18 protein-coding genes, 1 tRNA gene and 1 pseudogene are annotated in these 19,997 nt (G+C 42.6%); 12 read left to right on the forward strand and 8 right to left on the reverse strand.

The window, feature by feature from the left end; translation table 11 throughout:
• Positions 1 to 239: 239 nt before the first annotated feature.
• The gene (locus tag FTU87_RS07210) at positions 240 to 1,841 is read right to left on the reverse strand and encodes an isocitrate lyase (RefSeq protein ID WP_005169883.1); all 1,602 of its coding nucleotides are present in this window, start codon (positions 1,839 to 1,841) and stop codon (positions 240 to 242) included.
• 661 nt (positions 1,842 to 2,502) lie between these two features.
• Between FTU87_RS07210 and FTU87_RS07215 the strand changes: the two genes are divergently transcribed.
• The 3 genes from FTU87_RS07215 to FTU87_RS07225 all read left to right on the forward strand — a co-directional run bounded on the left by FTU87_RS07215 (position 2,503) and on the right by FTU87_RS07225 (position 5,270).
• On the forward strand, positions 2,503 to 3,492 hold the full coding sequence (locus tag FTU87_RS07215) for a LysR family transcriptional regulator (RefSeq protein ID WP_180096902.1): 990 nt from the start codon (positions 2,503 to 2,505) through the stop codon (positions 3,490 to 3,492).
• A gap of 127 nt (positions 3,493 to 3,619) precedes the next feature.
• Positions 3,620 to 4,942, forward strand: a complete 1,323-nt coding sequence (locus tag FTU87_RS07220; RefSeq protein WP_005097704.1) for a hemolysin family protein — start codon at positions 3,620 to 3,622, stop codon at positions 4,940 to 4,942.
• Between the two features lie 46 nt (positions 4,943 to 4,988).
• A complete protein-coding gene (locus tag FTU87_RS07225) occupies positions 4,989 to 5,270 on the forward strand; it encodes a hypothetical protein (protein WP_005097706.1) in 282 nt (93 codons plus the stop codon).
• Between the two features lie 52 nt (positions 5,271 to 5,322).
• Here FTU87_RS07225 and FTU87_RS07230 read toward each other — a convergent pair whose 3' ends face one another.
• On the reverse strand, positions 5,323 to 5,829 hold the full coding sequence (locus tag FTU87_RS07230; protein WP_180096903.1) for a hypothetical protein: 507 nt from the start codon (positions 5,827 to 5,829) through the stop codon (positions 5,323 to 5,325).
• A gap of 174 nt (positions 5,830 to 6,003) precedes the next feature.
• On the opposite strand from FTU87_RS07230, the gene FTU87_RS07235 reads away from it, so the two are divergent.
• The 3 genes from FTU87_RS07235 (at position 6,004) to FTU87_RS07245 (ending at position 7,760) form a co-directional block, all read left to right on the forward strand.
• Complete coding sequence (locus FTU87_RS07235) at positions 6,004 to 6,732, forward strand: hypothetical protein (RefSeq protein WP_100534866.1); 729 nt, start codon at positions 6,004 to 6,006, stop codon at positions 6,730 to 6,732.
• A gap of 167 nt (positions 6,733 to 6,899) precedes the next feature.
• Positions 6,900 to 6,985, forward strand: a tRNA-Leu gene (locus tag FTU87_RS07240).
• A 91-nt stretch (positions 6,986 to 7,076) separates the two neighbouring features.
• Positions 7,077 to 7,760 (forward strand): hypothetical protein, encoded by a 684-nt coding sequence (locus FTU87_RS07245; RefSeq protein ID WP_180078170.1) that lies wholly within the window; start codon positions 7,077 to 7,079, stop codon positions 7,758 to 7,760.
• Between the two features lie 32 nt (positions 7,761 to 7,792).
• On the opposite strand, the gene FTU87_RS07250 is transcribed toward FTU87_RS07245, so the two are convergent.
• The 4 genes from FTU87_RS07250 to rlmE form a co-directional block, all read right to left on the reverse strand.
• Positions 7,793 to 8,107 carry a DUF5713 family protein gene (locus tag FTU87_RS07250; RefSeq protein WP_074383398.1) on the reverse strand — a complete coding sequence of 105 codons (315 nt, stop codon included), beginning with the start codon at positions 8,105 to 8,107 and terminating at the stop codon, positions 7,793 to 7,795.
• Positions 8,108 to 8,215: 108 nt separating this feature from the next.
• Entirely contained in the window at positions 8,216 to 9,067 is an 852-nt protein-coding gene (folP, locus tag FTU87_RS07255; protein ID WP_159138239.1) for a dihydropteroate synthase, read from the reverse strand.
• A gap of 169 nt (positions 9,068 to 9,236) precedes the next feature.
• A complete protein-coding gene (gene ftsH, locus FTU87_RS07260; RefSeq protein WP_100355633.1) occupies positions 9,237 to 11,126 on the reverse strand; it encodes an ATP-dependent zinc metalloprotease FtsH in 1,890 nt (629 codons plus the stop codon).
• A 132-nt stretch (positions 11,127 to 11,258) separates the two neighbouring features.
• Positions 11,259 to 11,909, reverse strand: a complete 651-nt coding sequence (rlmE, locus tag FTU87_RS07265) for a 23S rRNA (uridine(2552)-2'-O)-methyltransferase RlmE (protein ID WP_005097715.1) — start codon at positions 11,907 to 11,909, stop codon at positions 11,259 to 11,261.
• Between the two features lie 195 nt (positions 11,910 to 12,104).
• Between rlmE and yhbY the strand changes: the two genes are divergently transcribed.
• A complete protein-coding gene (gene yhbY, locus FTU87_RS07270) occupies positions 12,105 to 12,428 on the forward strand; it encodes a ribosome assembly RNA-binding protein YhbY (protein WP_005097716.1) in 324 nt (107 codons plus the stop codon).
• 11 nt (positions 12,429 to 12,439) lie between these two features.
• Positions 12,440 to 12,979 (forward strand): DOMON-like domain-containing protein, encoded by a 540-nt coding sequence (locus FTU87_RS07275; RefSeq protein WP_005169863.1) that lies wholly within the window; start codon positions 12,440 to 12,442, stop codon positions 12,977 to 12,979.
• 155 nt (positions 12,980 to 13,134) lie between these two features.
• On the opposite strand, the gene FTU87_RS07280 is transcribed toward FTU87_RS07275, so the two are convergent.
• On the reverse strand, positions 13,135 to 13,365 hold the full coding sequence (locus tag FTU87_RS07280; RefSeq protein WP_180096904.1) for a hypothetical protein: 231 nt from the start codon (positions 13,363 to 13,365) through the stop codon (positions 13,135 to 13,137).
• Positions 13,366 to 13,466: 101 nt separating this feature from the next.
• Positions 13,467 to 13,955: a hypothetical protein gene (locus tag FTU87_RS07285; protein ID WP_005097720.1), complete on the reverse strand. Its 489-nt coding sequence runs from the start codon at positions 13,953 to 13,955 to the stop codon at positions 13,467 to 13,469.
• A 308-nt stretch (positions 13,956 to 14,263) separates the two neighbouring features.
• Between FTU87_RS07285 and carA the strand changes: the two genes are divergently transcribed.
• The 4 genes and pseudogenes from carA to FTU87_RS07305 form a co-directional block, all read left to right on the forward strand.
• Positions 14,264 to 15,403 carry a glutamine-hydrolyzing carbamoyl-phosphate synthase small subunit gene (gene carA, locus FTU87_RS07290; RefSeq protein WP_005097721.1) on the forward strand — a complete coding sequence of 380 codons (1,140 nt, stop codon included), beginning with the start codon at positions 14,264 to 14,266 and terminating at the stop codon, positions 15,401 to 15,403.
• A 13-nt stretch (positions 15,404 to 15,416) separates the two neighbouring features.
• Complete coding sequence (gene carB, locus FTU87_RS07295; RefSeq protein WP_005097722.1) at positions 15,417 to 18,647, forward strand: carbamoyl-phosphate synthase large subunit; 3,231 nt, start codon at positions 15,417 to 15,419, stop codon at positions 18,645 to 18,647.
• Between the two features lie 92 nt (positions 18,648 to 18,739).
• Positions 18,740 to 19,216: a transcription elongation factor GreA gene (gene greA / locus FTU87_RS07300; protein ID WP_005097724.1), complete on the forward strand. Its 477-nt coding sequence runs from the start codon at positions 18,740 to 18,742 to the stop codon at positions 19,214 to 19,216.
• Between the two features lie 361 nt (positions 19,217 to 19,577).
• Positions 19,578 to 19,997 (forward strand): annotated as a pseudogene (locus FTU87_RS07305) (transposase); the annotation flags it as partial.

The following is a 19,997-nucleotide window of genomic DNA, read 5'->3' on the forward strand; positions in this document are numbered from 1 at the left end:
ATTAAATAGGGATGAATTTAGACCAAATACGAGCAAGCTATATCTAAGTATTCAGTGACATAGCAGTAAAATGCAAGAATTAAACACATAATAACTGTGATAAAAACCAATCATGGAGAAATTATGGATGATCTTACTTGAATACTTTCTTGAGGTTGCCATTTCCTATTTATTAATAGCATTTTTCCAAATAAAAAACCCTGCAGATGCAGGGTTTTTTGGTGAATCAATTCAGCAGATTAAGCACTGAACTGGTTCATTGTGTTTTTAGCGTCATCACCAGCTTTCAATGCATTGTCACCAGCGAAGATTTCTTTGTGGTCATCACCGATGTCAGAACCAGCCATTGCCTGGTGTTTAACACATGCGATACCGCCGCGGATTTCTTTACGTTGTACGCCAGCAACATAAGCCAACATGCCTTCAGAACCGAAGTAACCTTGAGCAAGTTCATGCGTAGAAAGTGCAGCTGTGTGGTAAGTCGGAAGTGTGATCAAGTGATGGAACACACCCGCTTCACGCGCAGCATCTGCTTGGAAGGTACGAACTTTTTCGTCAGCTTCAGCAGCCAGTTCAGTTGCATCGTACTCAGCGCTCATTAACTTAGCACGGTCGTAAGCAGAAACGTCTTTACCTTCAGCAACCCAACGGTCATACGCTTGTTGACGGAAGTTAAGCGTCCAGTTGAATGAAGGTGAGTTGTTGTATACAAGTTTCGCATTTGGAACTGTTTCTTTCACACGGTTTACCATGTGAGCGATTTCAGCAACGTTTGGTGTCGCAGTTTCGATCCAAAGAAGATCCGCACCATTTTGCAAGCTGGTTACACAGTCAAGTACAACGCGGTCAATTTGCGTGCCTTCACGGAACTGGTACAAGCCAGAAGCAAGACGTTTAGGACGGTGAAGTTTGCCATCACGTTTGATCAGGATTTCATCTTCTTGTGCATCAGCGATATCAATTTCAGATGTTTCCAAGTAGCTGATATATTGAGAAGCGATGTCGCCTGGCTCTTTAACCACTGGGATTTTTTGAGTCAGGTCAGCGCCTTCAGAGTCAGTACGTGCAACGATGATACCGTCGTCAAGACCCATTTCAAGGAATGCATAGCGAAGTGCGTGGATTTTCGCGATGAAGTCTTCGTGTGGCACAGTTACTTTACCAGCTTGGTGACCACATTGTTTCGCGTCAGACACCTGGTTTTCGATTTGTAGTGCACATGCACCCGCTTCGATCATTTTCTTAGCTAAAAGATAAGTCGCTTCTTCGTTACCGAAACCCGCATCGATGTCCGCAATAATTGGCACAACGTGAGTCTGGAAGTTGTCGATTTGTGAAGTCAATTCAGCTGCTTTAGCAGTATCGCCTGCTTCTTGTGCTTTTTTAAGTGCACGGAACAAGTCGTTCAATTCTTTCGCGTCAGCTTGACGTAAGAATGTGTAGATTTCTTCGATCAATGCAGGAACAGAAGTTTTTTCGTGCATAGATTGGTCAGGAAGTGGACCAAATTCTGAACGAAGTGCTGCAACCATCCAACCAGAAAGGTAAATGTAGCGACGTTCAGTCGTACCGAAGTATTTTTTGTTCGCAATCATTTTTTGTTGTGCGATGAAACCATGCCAGCAACCTAATGATTGAGTGTATTTGCTAGAGTCTGCATCATAAGCAGCCATATCACGACGCATAATTGCCGCGGTATATTTCGCAATGTCTAAACCAGTTTTGAAACGGTTTTGGATTTGCATACGCGCAGCATCTTCAGGACTGATGTCTGCCCAAGTGTTACCGAATTTCGCTTTCAATTCGCGGATTGCATCAATCGCTGTTTGGTATGTAGTCATGATATTTTCCTGTAATAATATTAGGATTTTTCTGCAACGAACCGTTCAAATCACACCCTCAGTAACTTGTTTAGATTTTCGCCGGTCCGTTGGGATAGCTAAAGATTAGTGGGCTTATGAAAATTAATCCAATAGTCTGCAAGAATCTTCAGTATTTATTTAAAAAATGAGTAGATGAAAGTCTTAGTATAATCCTGTGATGTTAAAATAAGATATTGTTTTATTTTATATTTTACTAAAATAAAACTGATCGTTTTTCACTCATACTGCTTAAAAATACTTCATTAGACTTAAGTCTGGGCTTGGCTCAAATCCACTTTTATTAAAAAATAATCATGATTTTGAATTATTTCTTAGGCTGAAGCATTTATCAAGATAGCATACTTTTCACGCAATTATTCACGCACTCACACCTGTATTTTTAAAGTTTAAAGCTTGGTTATGGAGCTGTTGATCTGCATACATGAAAATACTGAATCTTTGCTTAGCCCGTGCTTCTACTCAGTCGAATAAAATCGTTAATTATTCAGCTTAAACCTGCATAAATTCCCTAGATTTTATCTGCTTTATCATGGCTTTTTTTCATCGGCGCTTTACACAAAGCCCGGCAGTTATGGCATAATCAGCATAATTTCTTGTATTTATTCTCGGTATTTCTTTTATGAATCTGGAGCGGGTCGATCTCAATCTATTAATTTATCTTGATGTACTTCTTCGCGAAAAAAATGTCACCCGTGCAGCCGAACAATTGGGCGTTACCCAGCCTGCCATGAGTAATATTTTACGCCGATTACGCAATTTATTTAATGATCCTCTCCTGATCCGTTCTTCTGAAGGCATGACACCCACAGAACGTGCACTTGAGTTACAGCCACGTATCCGGGATGCGCTGGCTGACTTGTCCATGATTCTGGAACCGCGTACCGAGTTCCGTCCTTATACGTCAAATCGTGTCTTCCGGATTATGACCTCGGATTATGCCGAAGCGACACTGGTTCCTCGGCTGGTCAAAGCCTTACGTTCAGAAGCACCGAACGTGGTCTTGGACTTTCTAACCCCGAGTGATGTGTCTTATCGCGACATGGAACAAGGCAAAGTTGATCTGGCGATTAACCGTTTTAATGAAATACCGCAAAGTTTTCATCAGGTTCTGGTCTGGCGTGACAGTTTTTCCTGTTTATTAAACAATAAACACCCGGCTGCAACCAACCTGAACTTAAAAAGCTATCTGGATGCACAGCATATCTGGGTCTCTAAAACCGGTATGGGTGTGGGCTTCGGGGTCAACCCGGAGAAACAGGCCGGTTTAGGCTGGATCGATCAGGCTTTGGAACGTATTGGCCAGAAACGTAAAATCTCGGTCTTTACCCGTCATTATCAAATGCCGGGTTTATTGGCCTCAAATGTGGATCTGGTAGCAACACTGCCTTCACGTATCGCACGCCTGCAAGCCAAGAATTACAATTTAATTCTCAAAGACCCTCCGTTTTATATTCCCGAATTTGAACTCAAAATGGCATGGTGCCCTCTATTGCATCATCACCCTGCACATCGCTGGTTACGTCAGCTGATTTTGTATGTTGCGCGTCAAATGATTGAGGAAGAAAATCGTGAATTCCTGAGCAATAATTCTCAATTTTCACACTATTAAACTCAAATTCTTCTAAATTCTTATTTTTTAAGATTATACTTTGAAGGCTTGAGAGGTAGTTTTTACACCTCAAGCCTTTTTTTGTGTTAAAAATATCCCAAGATACTATTCATCCACAGGTGGATTTGTGAGCCTCTTACAAAATATCGTGATTATCTTAATACTCATCGCGGGGGCCGGTTTTTTATCTTTAACAGAAATCGCCCTCGCAGGTGCCCGTAAAGTCAAACTGAAAATTCTGGCTGAATCGGGTGAACATCGCGCTCAAAAAGTTTTAGATCTACAAGAAAATTCTGCTGACTTCTTTGCAGCCTCTCAAATCGGTTTAAATGCAGTCGCCATTCTTGGCGGTATTTTAGGTGAAGGAGCCTTCCGTCCTTATATTTTTAATTTTGTTTCCCGCTTTTACCAGGGTCCTTGGGCTGAAAATATTAGCTTTGCACTTTCCTTCACTGTCGTCACTTCTTTATTTATTTTATTTGCAGACTTGATGCCGAAACGTCTGGCCATGATTGCGCCAGAAAAGATCGCAGTCTCGGTCATTGAACCCATTCAGATTTTCATTAAAGTCTGTAAGCCTTTGGCCTGGCTCATTAATGTTATTGCCAACATGCTGTTCCGTCTGTTTAAAGTGAATACCATTCGTGATGATAATATTACCTTTGATGATATTTCCGCAGTGATGGATGCAGGTGCACAGGCTGGCGTACTGCAAAAACAGGAACATCATTTCATTGAAAATGTATTCGAGCTGGAAGAGCGTAATGTACCTTCGAGTATGACTACCCGTGAGAATGTGGTGTTCTTTACCCTAAATGAACCAGAAGAAAGTATTCGGCAAAAGCTGGCGGAATATCCCTATTCCAAGTTTCTGGTGTGTAGCAATGACATCGACAGTGTGATTGGTTATGTCGATGCCAAAGATATTCTGGTACGGATTCTGAATAACCAGTCGCTGCTACAGTTAAATGAAAATACCATCCGTAATGTCCTGACCATTCCGGATACTTTAACTTTATCGGAAGTTCTGGACCGTTTTCGCTCGACCAAGGAAAAATTTGCCGTCGTCATTAATGAATATGCGCTGGTCGTTGGAGTGATTACCCTCTCCGACATTATGATTACCGTGATGGGCGACTGGGTGACACCAATTGAAGCCGATCAGCAAATTATTAAGCGTGACAATAATTCCTGGTTGATTGAAGGCAGCACGCCAATTGAAGACATGAAACATGCGCTTGAAATCGACTCAATGCCAGATGAGGAAAATTACGAAACACTGGCTGGTTTTATGATGTTCAAGCTGCGTAAAATTCCGCGTCCTGCCGATACCGTCATTCATGCCGGTTATAAATTTGAAGTCGTCGATGTCGATCATTTCAAGATTGACCAGTTGCTGGTGACTCGGATCATTGAAATCAATCCATTAATTCAGGAAGAATCAGAATAATCTGATTCTTCTTCTATTTTAAAATAAAAATCATAAGGATAGAGTGATGTCCATTTCTGCGCTATTGGCTTGTTTTAGTTTTTATTCAGGACTGTATTTAATCTATTTCTTTTTTGCTCAACAACAAAATCCGCTGTTTTTGTTTTTAGCGATCATTTTATTGATTTTTGCTTGCATCATTACCCCTTATGGTTACCAGCGTCACCGTGGCCATTATGACCGAACCATGAGTTGGGGACAGTATTTAGCCATACCTTTGATTTTATGGGGACGACTATTTATCGTTCCTATCAGTTTTATTTTAAGTTTGTTTTATTCAAACCAGTAAATTCAATCATAAAAAAGCACCTAACGGTGCTTTTTTACATCTATTGAGGTGCTTAGATCTTTGTTAACAATGCATCTAAAACAGCTTGATAGTGAATCTGGATATCATCTTCTAGAATCTTGTAAGCATTGTCGAACTGCACCATAGGCCAGCCTTCTTTCCAGAATGGGAAAATATTATGCAGGTCATGGGTAACAATCGCGTCTTCACGCACAATTGCTTGGGCAATTTGTGACAGTACCTGTGCAGTTTCAGCACCATCAATCGCCATATAATCAATTCCGCGCGCTTTTAAAATACGGACGCGGTCTTTTTTATAACGGATTTTTTTGATTTGTGCCGTATTCAGGCCCAAAGCCAAAGATACCGCTTCGACAAATTTGTCTTCAAATGACTGATTCAATGCCACTAACGCTTCTTTATGCGCTTCCTGACGACCAGCTTTACCACCCTGACGAATCACTTCTTTCGCCTCAGTATTTAGTTCATCCTTTTTCATGCTTTGCAGGATGTCTAAAAGTTCGATGTCGCTTAACGCCTCAGGAGATTGATCAGTCATAAACTGTCCTTAAAAAAATAAATCTTGAATCGGCTATTTTCGCATAATTCGTGGCTAAAAAACTAAAATCTTCGTGATTAAAGCAATGATAAGCGCTGAAAATGGATTTGTCCTGTGATTCTGCGTCAAATCGACTATAGTGCCTGTGTCTATTTCTGAATCAATCTCTGGATGATGCCCACTACCCAAGTGACTTTGTTGCTGCAGCAACTTCAACAACAGTATCCGACTGCATTTAAAGGCAATTACCTGTTCTATAGCCAGATCAAAATCCGTGGGATCTGGGATAAAGCCAAGCTTTTGATTCCCTGGGTCTTGGCGGCCATGATTTTTATTCCCGTCAGTTTGATGTTCGGTGACGTCATAAAGCAATCTTTTGTGCAAGTGAGCGAATTTCAGGCGCAAAGTTATGCCATTTTGGCGATACTGTTGTTCCTGATGTTGAGTCTCACCTTAATTCTGCAACAGGTTCAGCATTCTTCTTATTCGCTATATCAGTTATTACGCCATACCCCAATCAAGATGGCTGTGGTGATTATACTACAAACCTTAAATCTGTTTTTTGTACAAAGTAGCCTGCTGATGTGGAGTTTATTCTTTTTTGGAGTCAGCTTTGGCTTTATCCGTTTTTATCGGGAAAACTTGTTCCGGGAAAACAGCCAAAATACTGAACATTATCAGTTGCAACAATTACGTAGAATCTGCTTCTGGGCTTATAAACAGACCTGTATGCTTCGACTAAAATTACGTTTTTGTTCAAACAATCATCCTCAGCATGCCGAACTAAAACAGCAATTAAATCACTATGCCGAGTTATATATCCAACTGCTGAAACATGAGCATCAATACTGTAAAACCATCAAGCATCTGGATGTCGACAGTTATTTGGACGAGAACTCATAGTGCTCTATTATTTTGATTAGCCATCTTGAATATTTCTAATAAGGGGCCTTAAAAACAGATTGATCTGCTAATTTTTTAGAGAGAAGCCACGGAATTGCTTGAAAAGAAAGCAATCATTTAGAAATGTGCTTGCCAAGCTTTATTTCGTCCTCTATTATTGCGCACATGCCCGAGTGGTGAAATCGGTAGACACAGGGGATTTAAAATCCCCCGCCCACAAAGCGTGCCAGTTCGAGTCTGGCCTCGGGCACCATTTTAATCTTTATTAAAATGGTGCAATAGAAAACCCAGCATTAGGCTGGTTTTTTTGTGCCTGAATTTTATTCTTTTAGCGCGAAATCCTCATGTCAGAATTAAAATACTTCGATCTCGCCACATTACAATTACGCCATCCAGACGCTTTTTTCCTGAAGCTGCGTTATAGCCGCTTCAAATTTAATGCCCTGCAAAATCTCCAGTTTGTGATCGCGATTAATTTACTGTCTCTTTTAATCTGCGTGGCCTGTAGCATCAGCTCAGTACTTCTGGAATATTATTTTTTCAAGAATGCCACAATCGCCTTTAATGTCACATTGATCATGTTAATGGCCCTGCTTTATCCCTATATCTGCTATGCACAATATCAGGCGCAATTCAGCTCCAAAGCCTATAGTCAGCGCTTGCAGAACTGTCTGTATCTGCAAATTCCGATTTTTCTGGTTTTATTGCTGAATCTGTATGTAATTCATTCAGATATGCTGGTGATCATCAGCATGATCATTTTAGCGCTTTCCTCTTTTGGCGCTGTCACCTTAGAACCTTTATTTAAAAGTTCTTGTAGTGCGATTGATCAGATCAAACTGCAAAAACTGCGGCAGCTGGCCTTTTGGGCCTACCAACAGTCCAGATCCAAAACACCGCAACCGATTCAGGACCAGTCAAATCTGCAGGCTTATTACCAGAATCTTTATCAGCAATGCATGCATGAAGAGCAAAAATTACTCAGCTCGATTCGCTTTAAAAACTTTAAAGACTATTTCTACAGATAATAAAAAACCCTGCAGTAGCAGGGTTTTATCGATCACCATTCACGGTTGGTAATCAGCTCCTCCATTTCAATCTCGAACAACCCGTGCTCTTGCACCACCATCATCATGGCTTCAGCAATATAATCTGCAGCGGTATCATCCAGAGATGAGTCCAGATCTTCAAACTGCGGTTTCATGGCATTAATATCAGCAACGGTCAGATGGGCAAGCTGGTAAATTTCTTGATCTGACAAAGTTGATTTAGCGACTTTTTGGGCAAAATGTTCGATGTGCTGTTTGATTTCAGCAACCAGAATATCGGGATAATACGCATCATCGAACATGGGGAGAAGTAAATCTGCAAACATTACAGGCACTCTAAAAGATGACAATTTAATCTAAGCGTGCCTATATAGCACATTGTTGCCTGAAAGCCAAACAACATTGCCAGATGCTTACTCTCCCGCCATCAATGTCTACGCCATCTGCATGGCTTGCCAGACTCTAATCGCATCCGCTGTCGCTTTCACATCATGTGCCCGTACCATACAGGCGCCCTGCTGAATACTGAGCAAATGTGCTGTTGCCGAACCCACCGCACGCGCCTGTGGTTCTGCGCCATCTAAGACAGCCCCAATAAAGCGTTTACGTGATAAGGCAGATAAAATCGGATAACCCATTTCTGTCAATTTATAAAATTCTTGAAGCAGCTTGAGATTTTGCTGAGCATTCTTGGCAAAACCAAACCCCGGATCAATCATGATATTTTCGGCTTTTACTCCTACATCCAAGGCATCCTGAACACGTTGAGATAGTTCGCCAATCACCTCGGTAGTGACATCCTCATATTGATCCAGATTGTTCATGGTGGTCGGCTCACCACGCATATGCATAATGATTACCGGAATATTTAATTCAGCGGCCGTTACTAAGGCATTGGGGCGGGTCAACGCACGGACGTCATTCCAGATATGCGCTCCGGCCTGAACCGCTGCACGAATCACTTCTGGTTGTGAAGTATCAATCGAGAGAACAACATCATGTTTTGCTAAGGCTTCAACCACAGGCACCACGCGGCGGATCTCTTCCTCTACGTCTACCACAGCGGCACCCGGACGGGTCGATTCCCCGCCGATATCAATTACGGTCGCACCTTCAGCCATCATCTCCAGCGCACGTGCAACTGCATCTTCTTTTTGATTATGCCGACCACCATCACTAAATGAGTCGGGGGTGACATTGAGAATTCCCATCACATGCGGCTGAGATAAGTCCAGTTTTAACTCACCAAATGTCCATACATGTGGTCGTAAAGGCATCAGCTGCATGTTTCCATTCTCGTTCACAATAATTCGAATATTGTCTTATGGATAGAGCAATAAAGCAAAGCTCGATAAGACATTTGCCCATTAGTTTTGAGTTAAATATAGCATTCAGAAAATTATCATAAAAATGACTGACATAAAAAAACCACCCGAAGGTGATTTTTTATTTAACTTAGTTGGCTGGCAATGGCGGTGGCGTTAACGGGCCATCATCTGGGGTTACATCAATCACAGGATTTTCTGCAACATAGACTTTTGGCGGTTGAGGCTCACGACCTTCCATAATGTCACGGATTTGATCACGATCAATAGTTTCCCATTCCATCAAGGCTTTGACCATCGCATGGGCAACATCTTTTTTACTTTCCAAGATATCGCGTGCGACTTTATATTGCTCATCCAGAATACGACGGATTTCACGATCGACTTCTAACTGGGTCGTTTCAGAAATACTGCGACTGCCAATACTACCCATAAACGATTGCTGTGCATCTTCTTCATAGACCATGACGCCCATTTTGTCAGACATACCGTATTTGGTCACCATCGCACGTGCCATTTTAGTTGCACGTTCGAAGTCATTTGAAGCACCTGTCGACATTTGGTTAATGAAGACTTCTTCTGCAATACGACCACCAAACAAAATCGAAAGTTCATTCAACATTTTGTCTTTATAATGGCTGGTTTGGTCAAATTCAGGTAGCTGCCAGGTCACGCCCAATGCCCAGCCACGCGGCATAATGGTGACTTTATGCACAGGGTCTGTACCCGGCAAACTTTCAGCAACAATCGCATGACCTGCTTCATGATAAGCCGTCGCACGACGCTCTTCATCACGAAGTACCATCGATTTACGCTCAGGACCCATATAAAGCTTGTCTTTTGCATCTTCAAAGTCATGCATATCGACAGTGTTTTTGTTACGGCGTGCAGCAAATAAAGCAGCTTCATTCACTAGGTTGGCCAATTGCGCACCCGAGAAGCCCGGTGTACCACGTGCAAGTACTTTAACATCGACCCCTGTGACTGAAGGCAGTTTTTTCAAATGCACATTCAGGATTTGTTCACGACCCTTAATGTCTGGCAAGCCAACCACAACCTGACGGTCAAAACGACCCGGACGAAGTAAAGCTTTATCCAGTACATCGGCACGGTTCGTCGCAGCAATCACGATAATACCTTCATTGCCTTCAAAGCCGTCCATTTCCACCAGCATCTGGTTCAGCGTCTGCTCACGTTCATCGTGACCACCGCCTGTACCTGAACCACGGTGACGACCGACTGCATCAATCTCATCAATAAAGATAATACATGGTGCATGACGTTTTGCCTGTTCGAACATGTCACGCACACGCGATGCACCAACACCCACAAACATTTCCACGAAGTCAGAACCCGAAATACTAAAGAATGGCACTTTCGCTTCACCGGCAATGGCTTTGGCAAGCAAGGTTTTACCTGTACCTGGAGGACCGACCATCAAAACACCACGTGGAATACTTGCACCGAGACGTTTAAATTTGGTTGGGTCTTTCAGGAAGTCGACAATTTCAACCACTTCTTGCTTGGCTTCATCACAACCGGCAACATCGACAAAAGTGACTTTAATCTGGTCTTCAGACAACATTTTGGCTTTAGATTTACCAAAACTCATTGGGCCGTTTTTACCACCTGCACCGCCACCCATGTTGCGCATAAAGAACATGAATAACAAAATGATTAAAAGCACAGGGAAACTTGCAATAAGCAACTGCATGAGCAAGCCTTGACGTTGTGGTGCTTCACCTTCGACCACAACATTATTTTTAATGAGGCTTGGCATCAGCTCAGGATCCTGAACTGCCGGACGAATACTTTCAAACTCTGAACCGTTTGATTTTTCGCCACGAATTCTTTCGCCGTCAATAACAACTTGTTTAATTTGGCCAGCATTGACCGCGGCAACAAACTCTGAGTAGTTCATTGTAGTCGGTTGATTGCGGTCACTGACGTTGCTGAAGATTAACACCAGCACACCCAGTATCACGAGCCACAATACGGCATTCTTAAAAAGATCGCTCAAAGCTTTATTCCCATTCCAATCTAATTTGATCATGCCCTGTTCAGGGTGACCTTAATACTTAAGCTGTAAATTAACTTACAATTATCTGAAAACGTACAAAATGCACAATTTTTAACGACTTGGCAAGTAGACTTATTTTAAAGCCTTCTTGCGTCCCTGCCCGATCAGGAAAACTTCTTTAGAGCGAGCACGTGATGCCAAGGGTTTAGATGTTTTCAGAATATCAAAACTATCAACCACTTGCTTACGGAATTCATCAAAACCTGAGCCTTGGAAAACTTTTACCACAAATTGACCTTTAGGGCCTAGCACCTTATTGGCAAAATCCAGTGCAAGTTCACACAAGTAAATCTGACGCGGTTGATCTACAGCCTTATTACCTGATGTATTGGGGGCCATATCTGAAATTACAACGTCTACAGTACGACCATCTAAAATTTCTAGCAGTTTTTGGAAAACTTCTTCTTCACGGAAGTCACCTTGCAGAAAAGTGACATCTGGTAAAGCATCCATTGGTAAAATATCAGATGCAATCAATAAACCCTTATCGCCAACAAGTTTACCAGCAATCTGTGACCAGCTGCCTGGCGCTGCGCCTAGGTCGACCACAGTCATACCAGGTTTAATGATTTTATACTTTTCTTGCATTTCTAAGAGCTTATATGCTGCACGCGCACGATAGCCTTCCTTTTGTGCCTTTTTTACATAAGGATCGTCTAAATGCTCTCTCATCCAATCACGACTACTTTTAGATAACTTTTGGTTGGTAATGCGTGTAGCCATAACTCTCTAAATAAAAAAATGTCTTATTATTAATTGTACGTGAAAAAGACTTATTTTGCAGTATACATGTGTATCTAAATCTAAGGCTTTTGCTCTCTCCGTGGACAGATTGAATATGATTATTTCCTGATAATTTACAGCGTTTATTTTTTGCTTTTGCTATACTAAGCCGTTTTAAAATTCAGGTTATCTCTCATGGCGGCTTTATCTATTCAGGAACGTAAGCGTTTACGTCAAATCGGACATACACTTAACCCAGTCGTGATGCTAGGTGACAAAGGTCTGACGGAAAATGTCATCGAAGAATTAGCGCGTGCTTTAAACGATCACGAACTGATTAAAGTTAAAATTGTCGCTGAAGATCGTGAAGCGCGTGCAGCGCTGATTGCTGAAATTTCAGAAGCGACTGGTGCTGAAGTGGTTCAAACTATTGGTAAAATTGCACTTCTTTATAAGAAAGCGGCAAAACAGAACCAAAAATTGTCCAATCTTGTTCGTTTCGCTCATTTGTCTAACTAAGTACAGGACTTATGGCAAGTTACGAACTTAGCGCATTTGATCGCCGTTTTCAGGCCATCTCTCTGGTTGCTGCCATTGAACAGCAAGGTCCATGTAGTTTAAATGTGGGCTTCTGGATCCGCGATCCCAATCATTACATCCTGTGGCCAGACATGGTAGCTGCACATCCCCGTCAGGATTTCTTGTGGGAACAGACCTGCTTTGAAATTTTTATTGGGGTTCAGGGTGAAGATTTTTATCGTGAGATTAATCTCTCCCCTTCTCAGGCCTGGCAGGCTTATCAATTTGAAGAATACCGCTATCCTGAAGATATGCCACCACAAGCTGCAGATGATATTGAGCTGAATCAGCTCAAACGTACCCATTATGGTCTCAATGTCAGTGTGGATCTGACCGATTTTATGGCAACACATAAACTCAAATGGGAAAACTTGTTCCTGGGTTTATCTGCTGTTTTAAAAACCTCGCAAGGTGACCAGTACTACGCGATGCAGCATAGTAGTCCTCAGGCAGATTTTCATAATAAACGTGACTGGTTGCATGTATTTTAGATCAATCAAACCTGTATATCCTCTGTCTGAATCTGTAATAGGCTGATAAAACGTGAGACTTGAAGTCTCACGTTTTTGTTTGTCTCTAGACAAAGTAGTTAGCTGTGTATGGTTATTTTGCATTTTCTTGTTTTTGAACATCTTAGAGTAGCATTTTAATGAGGTAACTGATGCTGGCTCCGAATGGCTTTCACTGCAGCATAAAGAATAAAAGTAAAAGTAAAAGTGAGTACCATGAGCAGAACAGTCCCCAAAACCAGCCCCAGTACGCCCAAACATAACACAATCACACCCAGATAAAGTATGCGCCCCAAGCCGCTTTCCAGATTAAGCAGCATAATCAATATCAATAAAACAAGCACACCTACCAAATAATGCCGTGGCATCGTAACCCCTTCTGATTATTATTGTGAGTCCGTTTTGCTACATAAAGACAAAGGAGAACATGTGATTGTTCTCCTTTTAAAGAGCAGCCTTTCAACGCAGCTTAACTTTTCAGCTCAGGCTTTTTGTCTGAACTTTCTGCTTTCACTACCGGCTTGACTTTTTTCAGCACTTCAATGGTGCTGTCTTTAGAACGTTTTAAGGTATCGGTCAAATGCTCTTTATGTTTGGTCGAAATCTGACTGACATCCTCTTTCAGTTCCTTGCCCAGACTGGACAAGTCTTCGATCACTGCATTGAATTCTGTTTTGATAAAGCTCTTCAATTCAGTTAATTCTTTTTGTGAACCGAAGATCTGCTCCTTTAAAGTGTCAATTCGCTGCAACACCTCCTGCTTAAATTGGCGCAATTGTTCCTGTACGGTATCGGTCAATTGCTTGGCTTCAACTTCAAGCTTTTCTTTACTTTCTTCGATGCTTTCAAGTGCTTGATCTTTCGCCTCTACTGCTACTTTTTCAAGCTTCTCGGCAGTTTCTGCCACGACGCTCGGGCTGGCTTTTTGGGATTGGGTAGATTTTGATGCTGTAGTCATTTGTCTTGTTCCTATTGTTATATTGACTGAGCTATATTAGTAGACTTGATAAAATTTAAGATTTGATTTGTCTGACAATTATTAATTGCTTACATTTTTTCATCCTGTTTACAAAACAGACTTCCACTCAAAAAGCAAGGCATTTATCTTATACTTTCGCTGCAAAGCCATTGGACTTCAAGCATCATTCTGCGTATAATGCCGTGTTAAGTTCAAGCGAGCAGACATAGGAGGGTAGGTTTAAAAATTAGCCTTCCTTTTTTTTCGTCTTCTCGCTTTTTTACAGCCTAAATTTCAGGAGCTTTGGTTTGAGCACCCCAGCAATTTTAGCCCTTGCCGACGGAACTATCTTTAAAGGTACTTCGATTGGCGCATCGGGTAGTACGACTGGTGAAGTCGTTTTCAACACTGCCATGACTGGCTATCAAGAAATTTTGACTGACCCGAGTTATGCACAGCAACTTGTGACACTGACTTACCCGCATATCGGTAACACAGGCTGCAATGAAGAAGACGCTGAATCAGGTCGTATTCATAAAGTTTGGGCCAACGGATTGATCATTCGTGACCTGCCTTTATTGCACAGTAACTTCCGTTCAACCCAATCATTAGCTGAATATTTGGTACAACACAATGTTGTGGCAATTGCGGATATCGACACGCGTAAATTGACACGTATCCTACGTGACAAAGGTGCGCAAAATGGCTGTATCCTTGCTGGCGAAAATATCACTGAAGCAGAAGCGCTTGAAAAAGCACGTGCCTTTAGCGGTTTAAACGGTTTAGACCTGGCAAAAGAATGTTGCGATCCTGAGGGCTTTGAGTGGACTGAAGGCTCTTGGGCATTAGGCAAAGGTTTCTCTCAACCTGAACTTAAATTCCATGTTGTTGCATACGATTACGGTGTCAAAACCAACATCTTACGTATGCTCGCAGACCGCGGTTGTAAACTGACTGTGGTGCCTGCGCAAACTCCTGCTGCTGACGTACTTGCTCTGAATCCAGATGGTGTGTTCCTCTCGAACGGCCCTGGCGATCCAGCTGCATGTGACTACGCAATTGAAGCTGTAAAAACAATTGTAGAAACCACTGAAATTCCAGTATTTGGTATCTGTCTGGGTCACCAGATCCTTGCACTTGCAAGTGGCGCCAAAACACTAAAAATGCCTCACGGTCACCACGGTGCCAACCATCCTGTGCAAAACCTTGAAAATGGTACAGTGATGATTACTTCTCAAAACCACGGCTTCGCAGTTGATGAAAGCAACCTGCCGGATGTATTGCGTGTAACGCATCGCTCACTGTTTGATGGTACTAACCAAGGTATTCATCGCACAGACAAGCCTGCGTTCAGCTTCCAGGGTCACCCTGAAGCAAGCCCTGGTCCACATGACTGTGCACCATTGTTCGATCATTTCATCGAACTTATCGAAGCATCTAAGAAGTAATTAAGGAAGCATCATGGCTAAACGTACTGACATTAAAAGCATCTTAATTATTGGTGCGGGTCCGATTGTCATCGGTCAGGCATGTGAGTTTGACTACTCAGGTGCTCAAGCATGTAAAGCCCTTCGTGAAGAGGGCTACCGCGTTATTTTGGTCAACTCGAATCCGGCGACCATCATGACCGACCCTGCAATGGCAGACGCAACGTATATCGAACCGATTACCTGGCAAACTGTTGCACAAATTATTGAGAAAGAACGCCCAGACGCAGTTCTTCCCACCATGGGCGGTCAAACTGCATTGAACTGTGCCCTTGCCCTTGATGAGCACGGCATTCTAGAAAAATACAATGTTGAATTGATCGGCGCGACCAAAGAAGCGATTGAAAAAGCTGAAGACCGCAAACTCTTCGACCAGGCAATGCGTAAAATTGGTCTTGAATGCCCAAAAGCAGATATTGCCGAGTCAATGGAAGAAGCTTTAACTATTCAAGCACGCTTCGGCTTCCCTGTGATTATCCGTCCATCATTCACGATGGGTGGTTCAGGCGGCGGTATCGCATATAACCGTGAAGAGTTCATTGAAATCTGTGAACGCGGTTTCGATCTTTCTCCGACCAAACAGTTATTGATTGATGAATCTTTAATTGGCTGGAAAGAATACGAGATGGAAGTTGTTCGTGACAAAAATGACAACTGTATCATCGTATGTACCATTGAAAACTTTGATCCAATGGGCGTGCACACCGGTGACTCCATCACTGTTGCGCCTGCACAAACGCTGACAGATAAAGAATTCCAGTTACTTCGTAATGCATCTTTAGCTGTACTTCGTGAAATTGGCGTAGAAACAGGCGGTTCAAACGTTCAGTTCGGTATCAACCCGAAAGACGGTCGTATCGTTGTGATCGAGATGAACCCACGTGTTTCTCGTTCTTCTGCCCTTGCATCTAAAGCAACGGGTTTCCCGATTGCGAAAATCGCGGCGAAACTGGCTGTAGGTTATACCCTTGATGAGTTGAAAAATGACATCACGGGCGGTACAACTCCTGCTTCATTCGAACCTGCGATTGACTACGTTGTAACGAAAATTCCTCGCTTCAACTTCGAGAAATTCCCGCAAGCAGATGCAACTTTGACGACTCAGATGAAATCTGTCGGTGAAGTCATGGCCATTGGCCGTAACTTCCAGGAGTCTATGCAAAAAGCGCTTCGTGGTCTTGAAGTTGGTGCTTCTGGCTTCGATGAAAAAATCGAAATCGGTGCTGAAGGTGCGAAAGATAAAATTCTTCAAGAACTTAAAGTGCCAGGTCCTGAGCGCATCTGGTTCATTGGTGATGCATTCCGTCACGGCTTTACACTTGATGAAGTATTTGCTGCAACCAATATCGACCCTTGGTTCCTGATTCAAATCGAAGACATCATTAAAACTGAAGAACAGATTAAATCTTTAGGTTTTGGTGATTTGAACGCGGACAACATCCGCAGCTTCAAACGTAAAGGTTTATCGGATCTTCGTATTGCAGACTTGATGGGCATTTCACAAAAACAATTCCGTAAACACCGTTGGAACCTGGGCGTAACCCCTGTTTACAAACGTGTCGATACATGTGCTGCAGAATTCGAATCTGATACAGCATACATGTACTCAACTTACGATGAAGAATGTGAAGCAAATCCATCAACGCGTGACAAGATCATGGTGATTGGTGGCGGACCTAACCGTATTGGTCAAGGTATCGAGTTCGATTACTGCTGTGTACACGCAGCGCTTGCAATGCGTGAAGATGGTTATGAAACCATCATGGTCAACTGTAATCCTGAAACGGTTTCTACAGATTACGACACATCAGATCGTTTGTACTTCGAACCAATCACATTGGAAGATGTACTTGAAATCGTACGTATCGAGAAGCCTAAAGGCATTATCGTGCAGTACGGTGGTCAAACACCTTTGAAATTGGCTCGTGCTTTGGAAGAAGCCGGTGCGCCAATTATCGGTACATCTCCAGACGCGATTGACCGTGCAGAAGACCGTGAACGCTTCCAGCAAATGATTCAACGTCTACAACTTCGTCAACCGAACAACAGCATTGTAAAATCTGCTGAAGAAGGTATGGCTGAAGCAGCAAAAGTTGGCTATCCACTCGTTGTACGTCCATCATACGTTCTTGGCGGTCGTGCCATGGAAATCGTGTATAACGATGACGAATTGAAACGCTACTTACGTGATGCAGTTCAAGCATCAAACGAAGCACCGGTTCTTCTTGACCGCTTCCTTGATGACGCGATCGAAGTTGACGTGGACTGCGTATCTGACGGCAAAGACGTTGTAATTGGCGGTATCATGCAGCACATTGAACAAGCGGGTATCCACTCTGGTGACTCAGCATGTTCGATTCCTCCTTACTCGCTTTCTCAAGAAGTACAGGACGAAATGCGCCGTCAAACTGTTGCAATGGCAAAAGAACTGGGTGTAATCGGTTTGATGAACGTTCAGTTTGCAGTAAAAGGCACTGACGTTTACATTCTGGAAGTGAACCCACGTGCATCACGTACTGTACCGTTCGTTTCTAAATGTATCGGTGAGTCTTTAGCAAAAGTTGCTGCACGTTGTATGGCAGGTCAATCTCTAGAATCTCAAGGATTCACTAAAGAGATTATTCCTCAGCACTTCTCTGTAAAAGAAGCGGTGTTCCCATTCAACAAATTCCCGGGTGTTGACCCAATCCTTGGCCCTGAGATGAAATCGACTGGCGAAGTCATGGGTGTTGGTAAATCATTTGGTGAAGCGTTCTATAAAGCTGTATTAGGCTCGAACGATCGCTTACCAGGTAAACCAACTGAAGGCGAAGTAAAACATGCGTTCCTGTCTGTTCGTGATTCAGATAAGCCGCATGTCGCGCGTATCGCTCAGCAACTGGTAGACTATGGCTTCAAGTTGCTTGCAACGGGTGGCACATACAGCGTGATTACTGAAGCGGGTATTGCATGTGAACGTGTGAATAAAGTAACCGAAGGCCGTCCTAATATCGTGGACCGCTTGAAAAATGGCGAAATTCACCTCATTATCAATACATCTGAAGGTAAACAGGCTCAGCAGGATTCGTTCTCGATCCGTCGCTCTGCGCTACAAGGTAAAGTGTATTACACGACCACCTTGAACGGTGCTGATGCTGTATGCCAAGCTTTAGCAATCAAATTGCCAATGGATGTATATCGCTTGCAAGACCTAACTAAAGGTTAATTAAGTTTCCAAGAAGTCCCGCTACCTTCTTGGTGGCGGGCTTTTTTTTATTTATAGATTTTATATCTTTCAACTGACTTTTGAGGGACAACATGCAACGTTATCCTATGACTCCTGAAGGCAAAATTGCCTTAGAGAAAGAATTACATCAACTGAAAACCGTTGACCGTCCTCGTATCACGGCTTCGATTGCGGAAGCACGTGAACACGGCGACTTAAAAGAAAATGCAGAATATCACGCAGCGCGTGAACAGCAAGGCTTCTGTGAAGGCCGTATTCAGGACATCGAAGGGAAACTGGGCGCTTGCCAGGTCATTGATGTGAAAGAACTTGAGCAATCAGGTCGTGTGGTTTTTGGTGTGACAGTGACAATTGAAAACCTGGATACTGAAGAGCAAAAAACTTACAAGATTGTAGGCGATGACGAAGCAGACTTTAAGATCAACAAGATCTCTGTGAACTCACCAATTGCACGTGGTCTTTTGGGTAAAAACGAAGGCGATGATGTGAAAATTACGACACCAAATGGTGAAGTTGAATACGAAATTGTGAAAGTTGAATATATCTAAGCTTTAGATATTTACAACAATTAAAGCCCCTCAATTGAGGGGTTTTTTATTGCAAAACTATTGATTTAGCTTTAATTTATGAGCAAATAATAAAATAGATAACAAAAAATGGATGATCGCTTCATACACGCTTTTTACTATGCACTTGGCGGTTTGATCCTTGGTGTTGCCATCGCGATCAACTGGTCATACTTCATCGACATGCATACCAGTTCTGTCCTGATTATTTCAACCGCGATACTCAGCTGCGCAATTCTGGGCTTTCATTTTCCCAATTGTATTGCTCGTATGGTAATCCCCCCTAAAAATAATAGGATCTAAAAGTAGAATTTTCTCTTAAGATACGAGCAGGAGATTCTGCATGAAAACATCTAAATTTACTGACAGTCAGATCATGTCCATCTTGAAACAGGCTGAATCTGGCACACCTGTAGCGACCCTTTGCCGTGAACACGGCATGAGTAATGCTACCTTTTATAAATGGCGTGCCAAATATGGTGGTATGGATACCTCATTGATGGCTCGACTGAAAGAGCTGGAAGCAGAAAATACCAGACTAAAAAAAATGTATGCTGAAGAGCGATTAAAGGCAGAGATTGTTCAGGAAGCAATGTCAAAAAAGTGGTGAAGCCATCTTGCCGACGTCAGATGGCTCAACAGGCAGTTGCCCAGCATGCCATTAGTATTCGTTTGGCTTGTAAAGCATTTGGCATTAGTGAAACCTGCTACCGCTATCAAGCCAAACTCAGCGATGACAATGCACTCATTGCTGAACAGCTCA

Origin of the sequence: Acinetobacter sp. YH12156, from assembly GCF_013418235.1 — a bacterium.
In the GTDB taxonomy this organism is placed as follows: Bacteria; Pseudomonadota; Gammaproteobacteria; order Pseudomonadales; family Moraxellaceae; genus Acinetobacter; species Acinetobacter pseudolwoffii.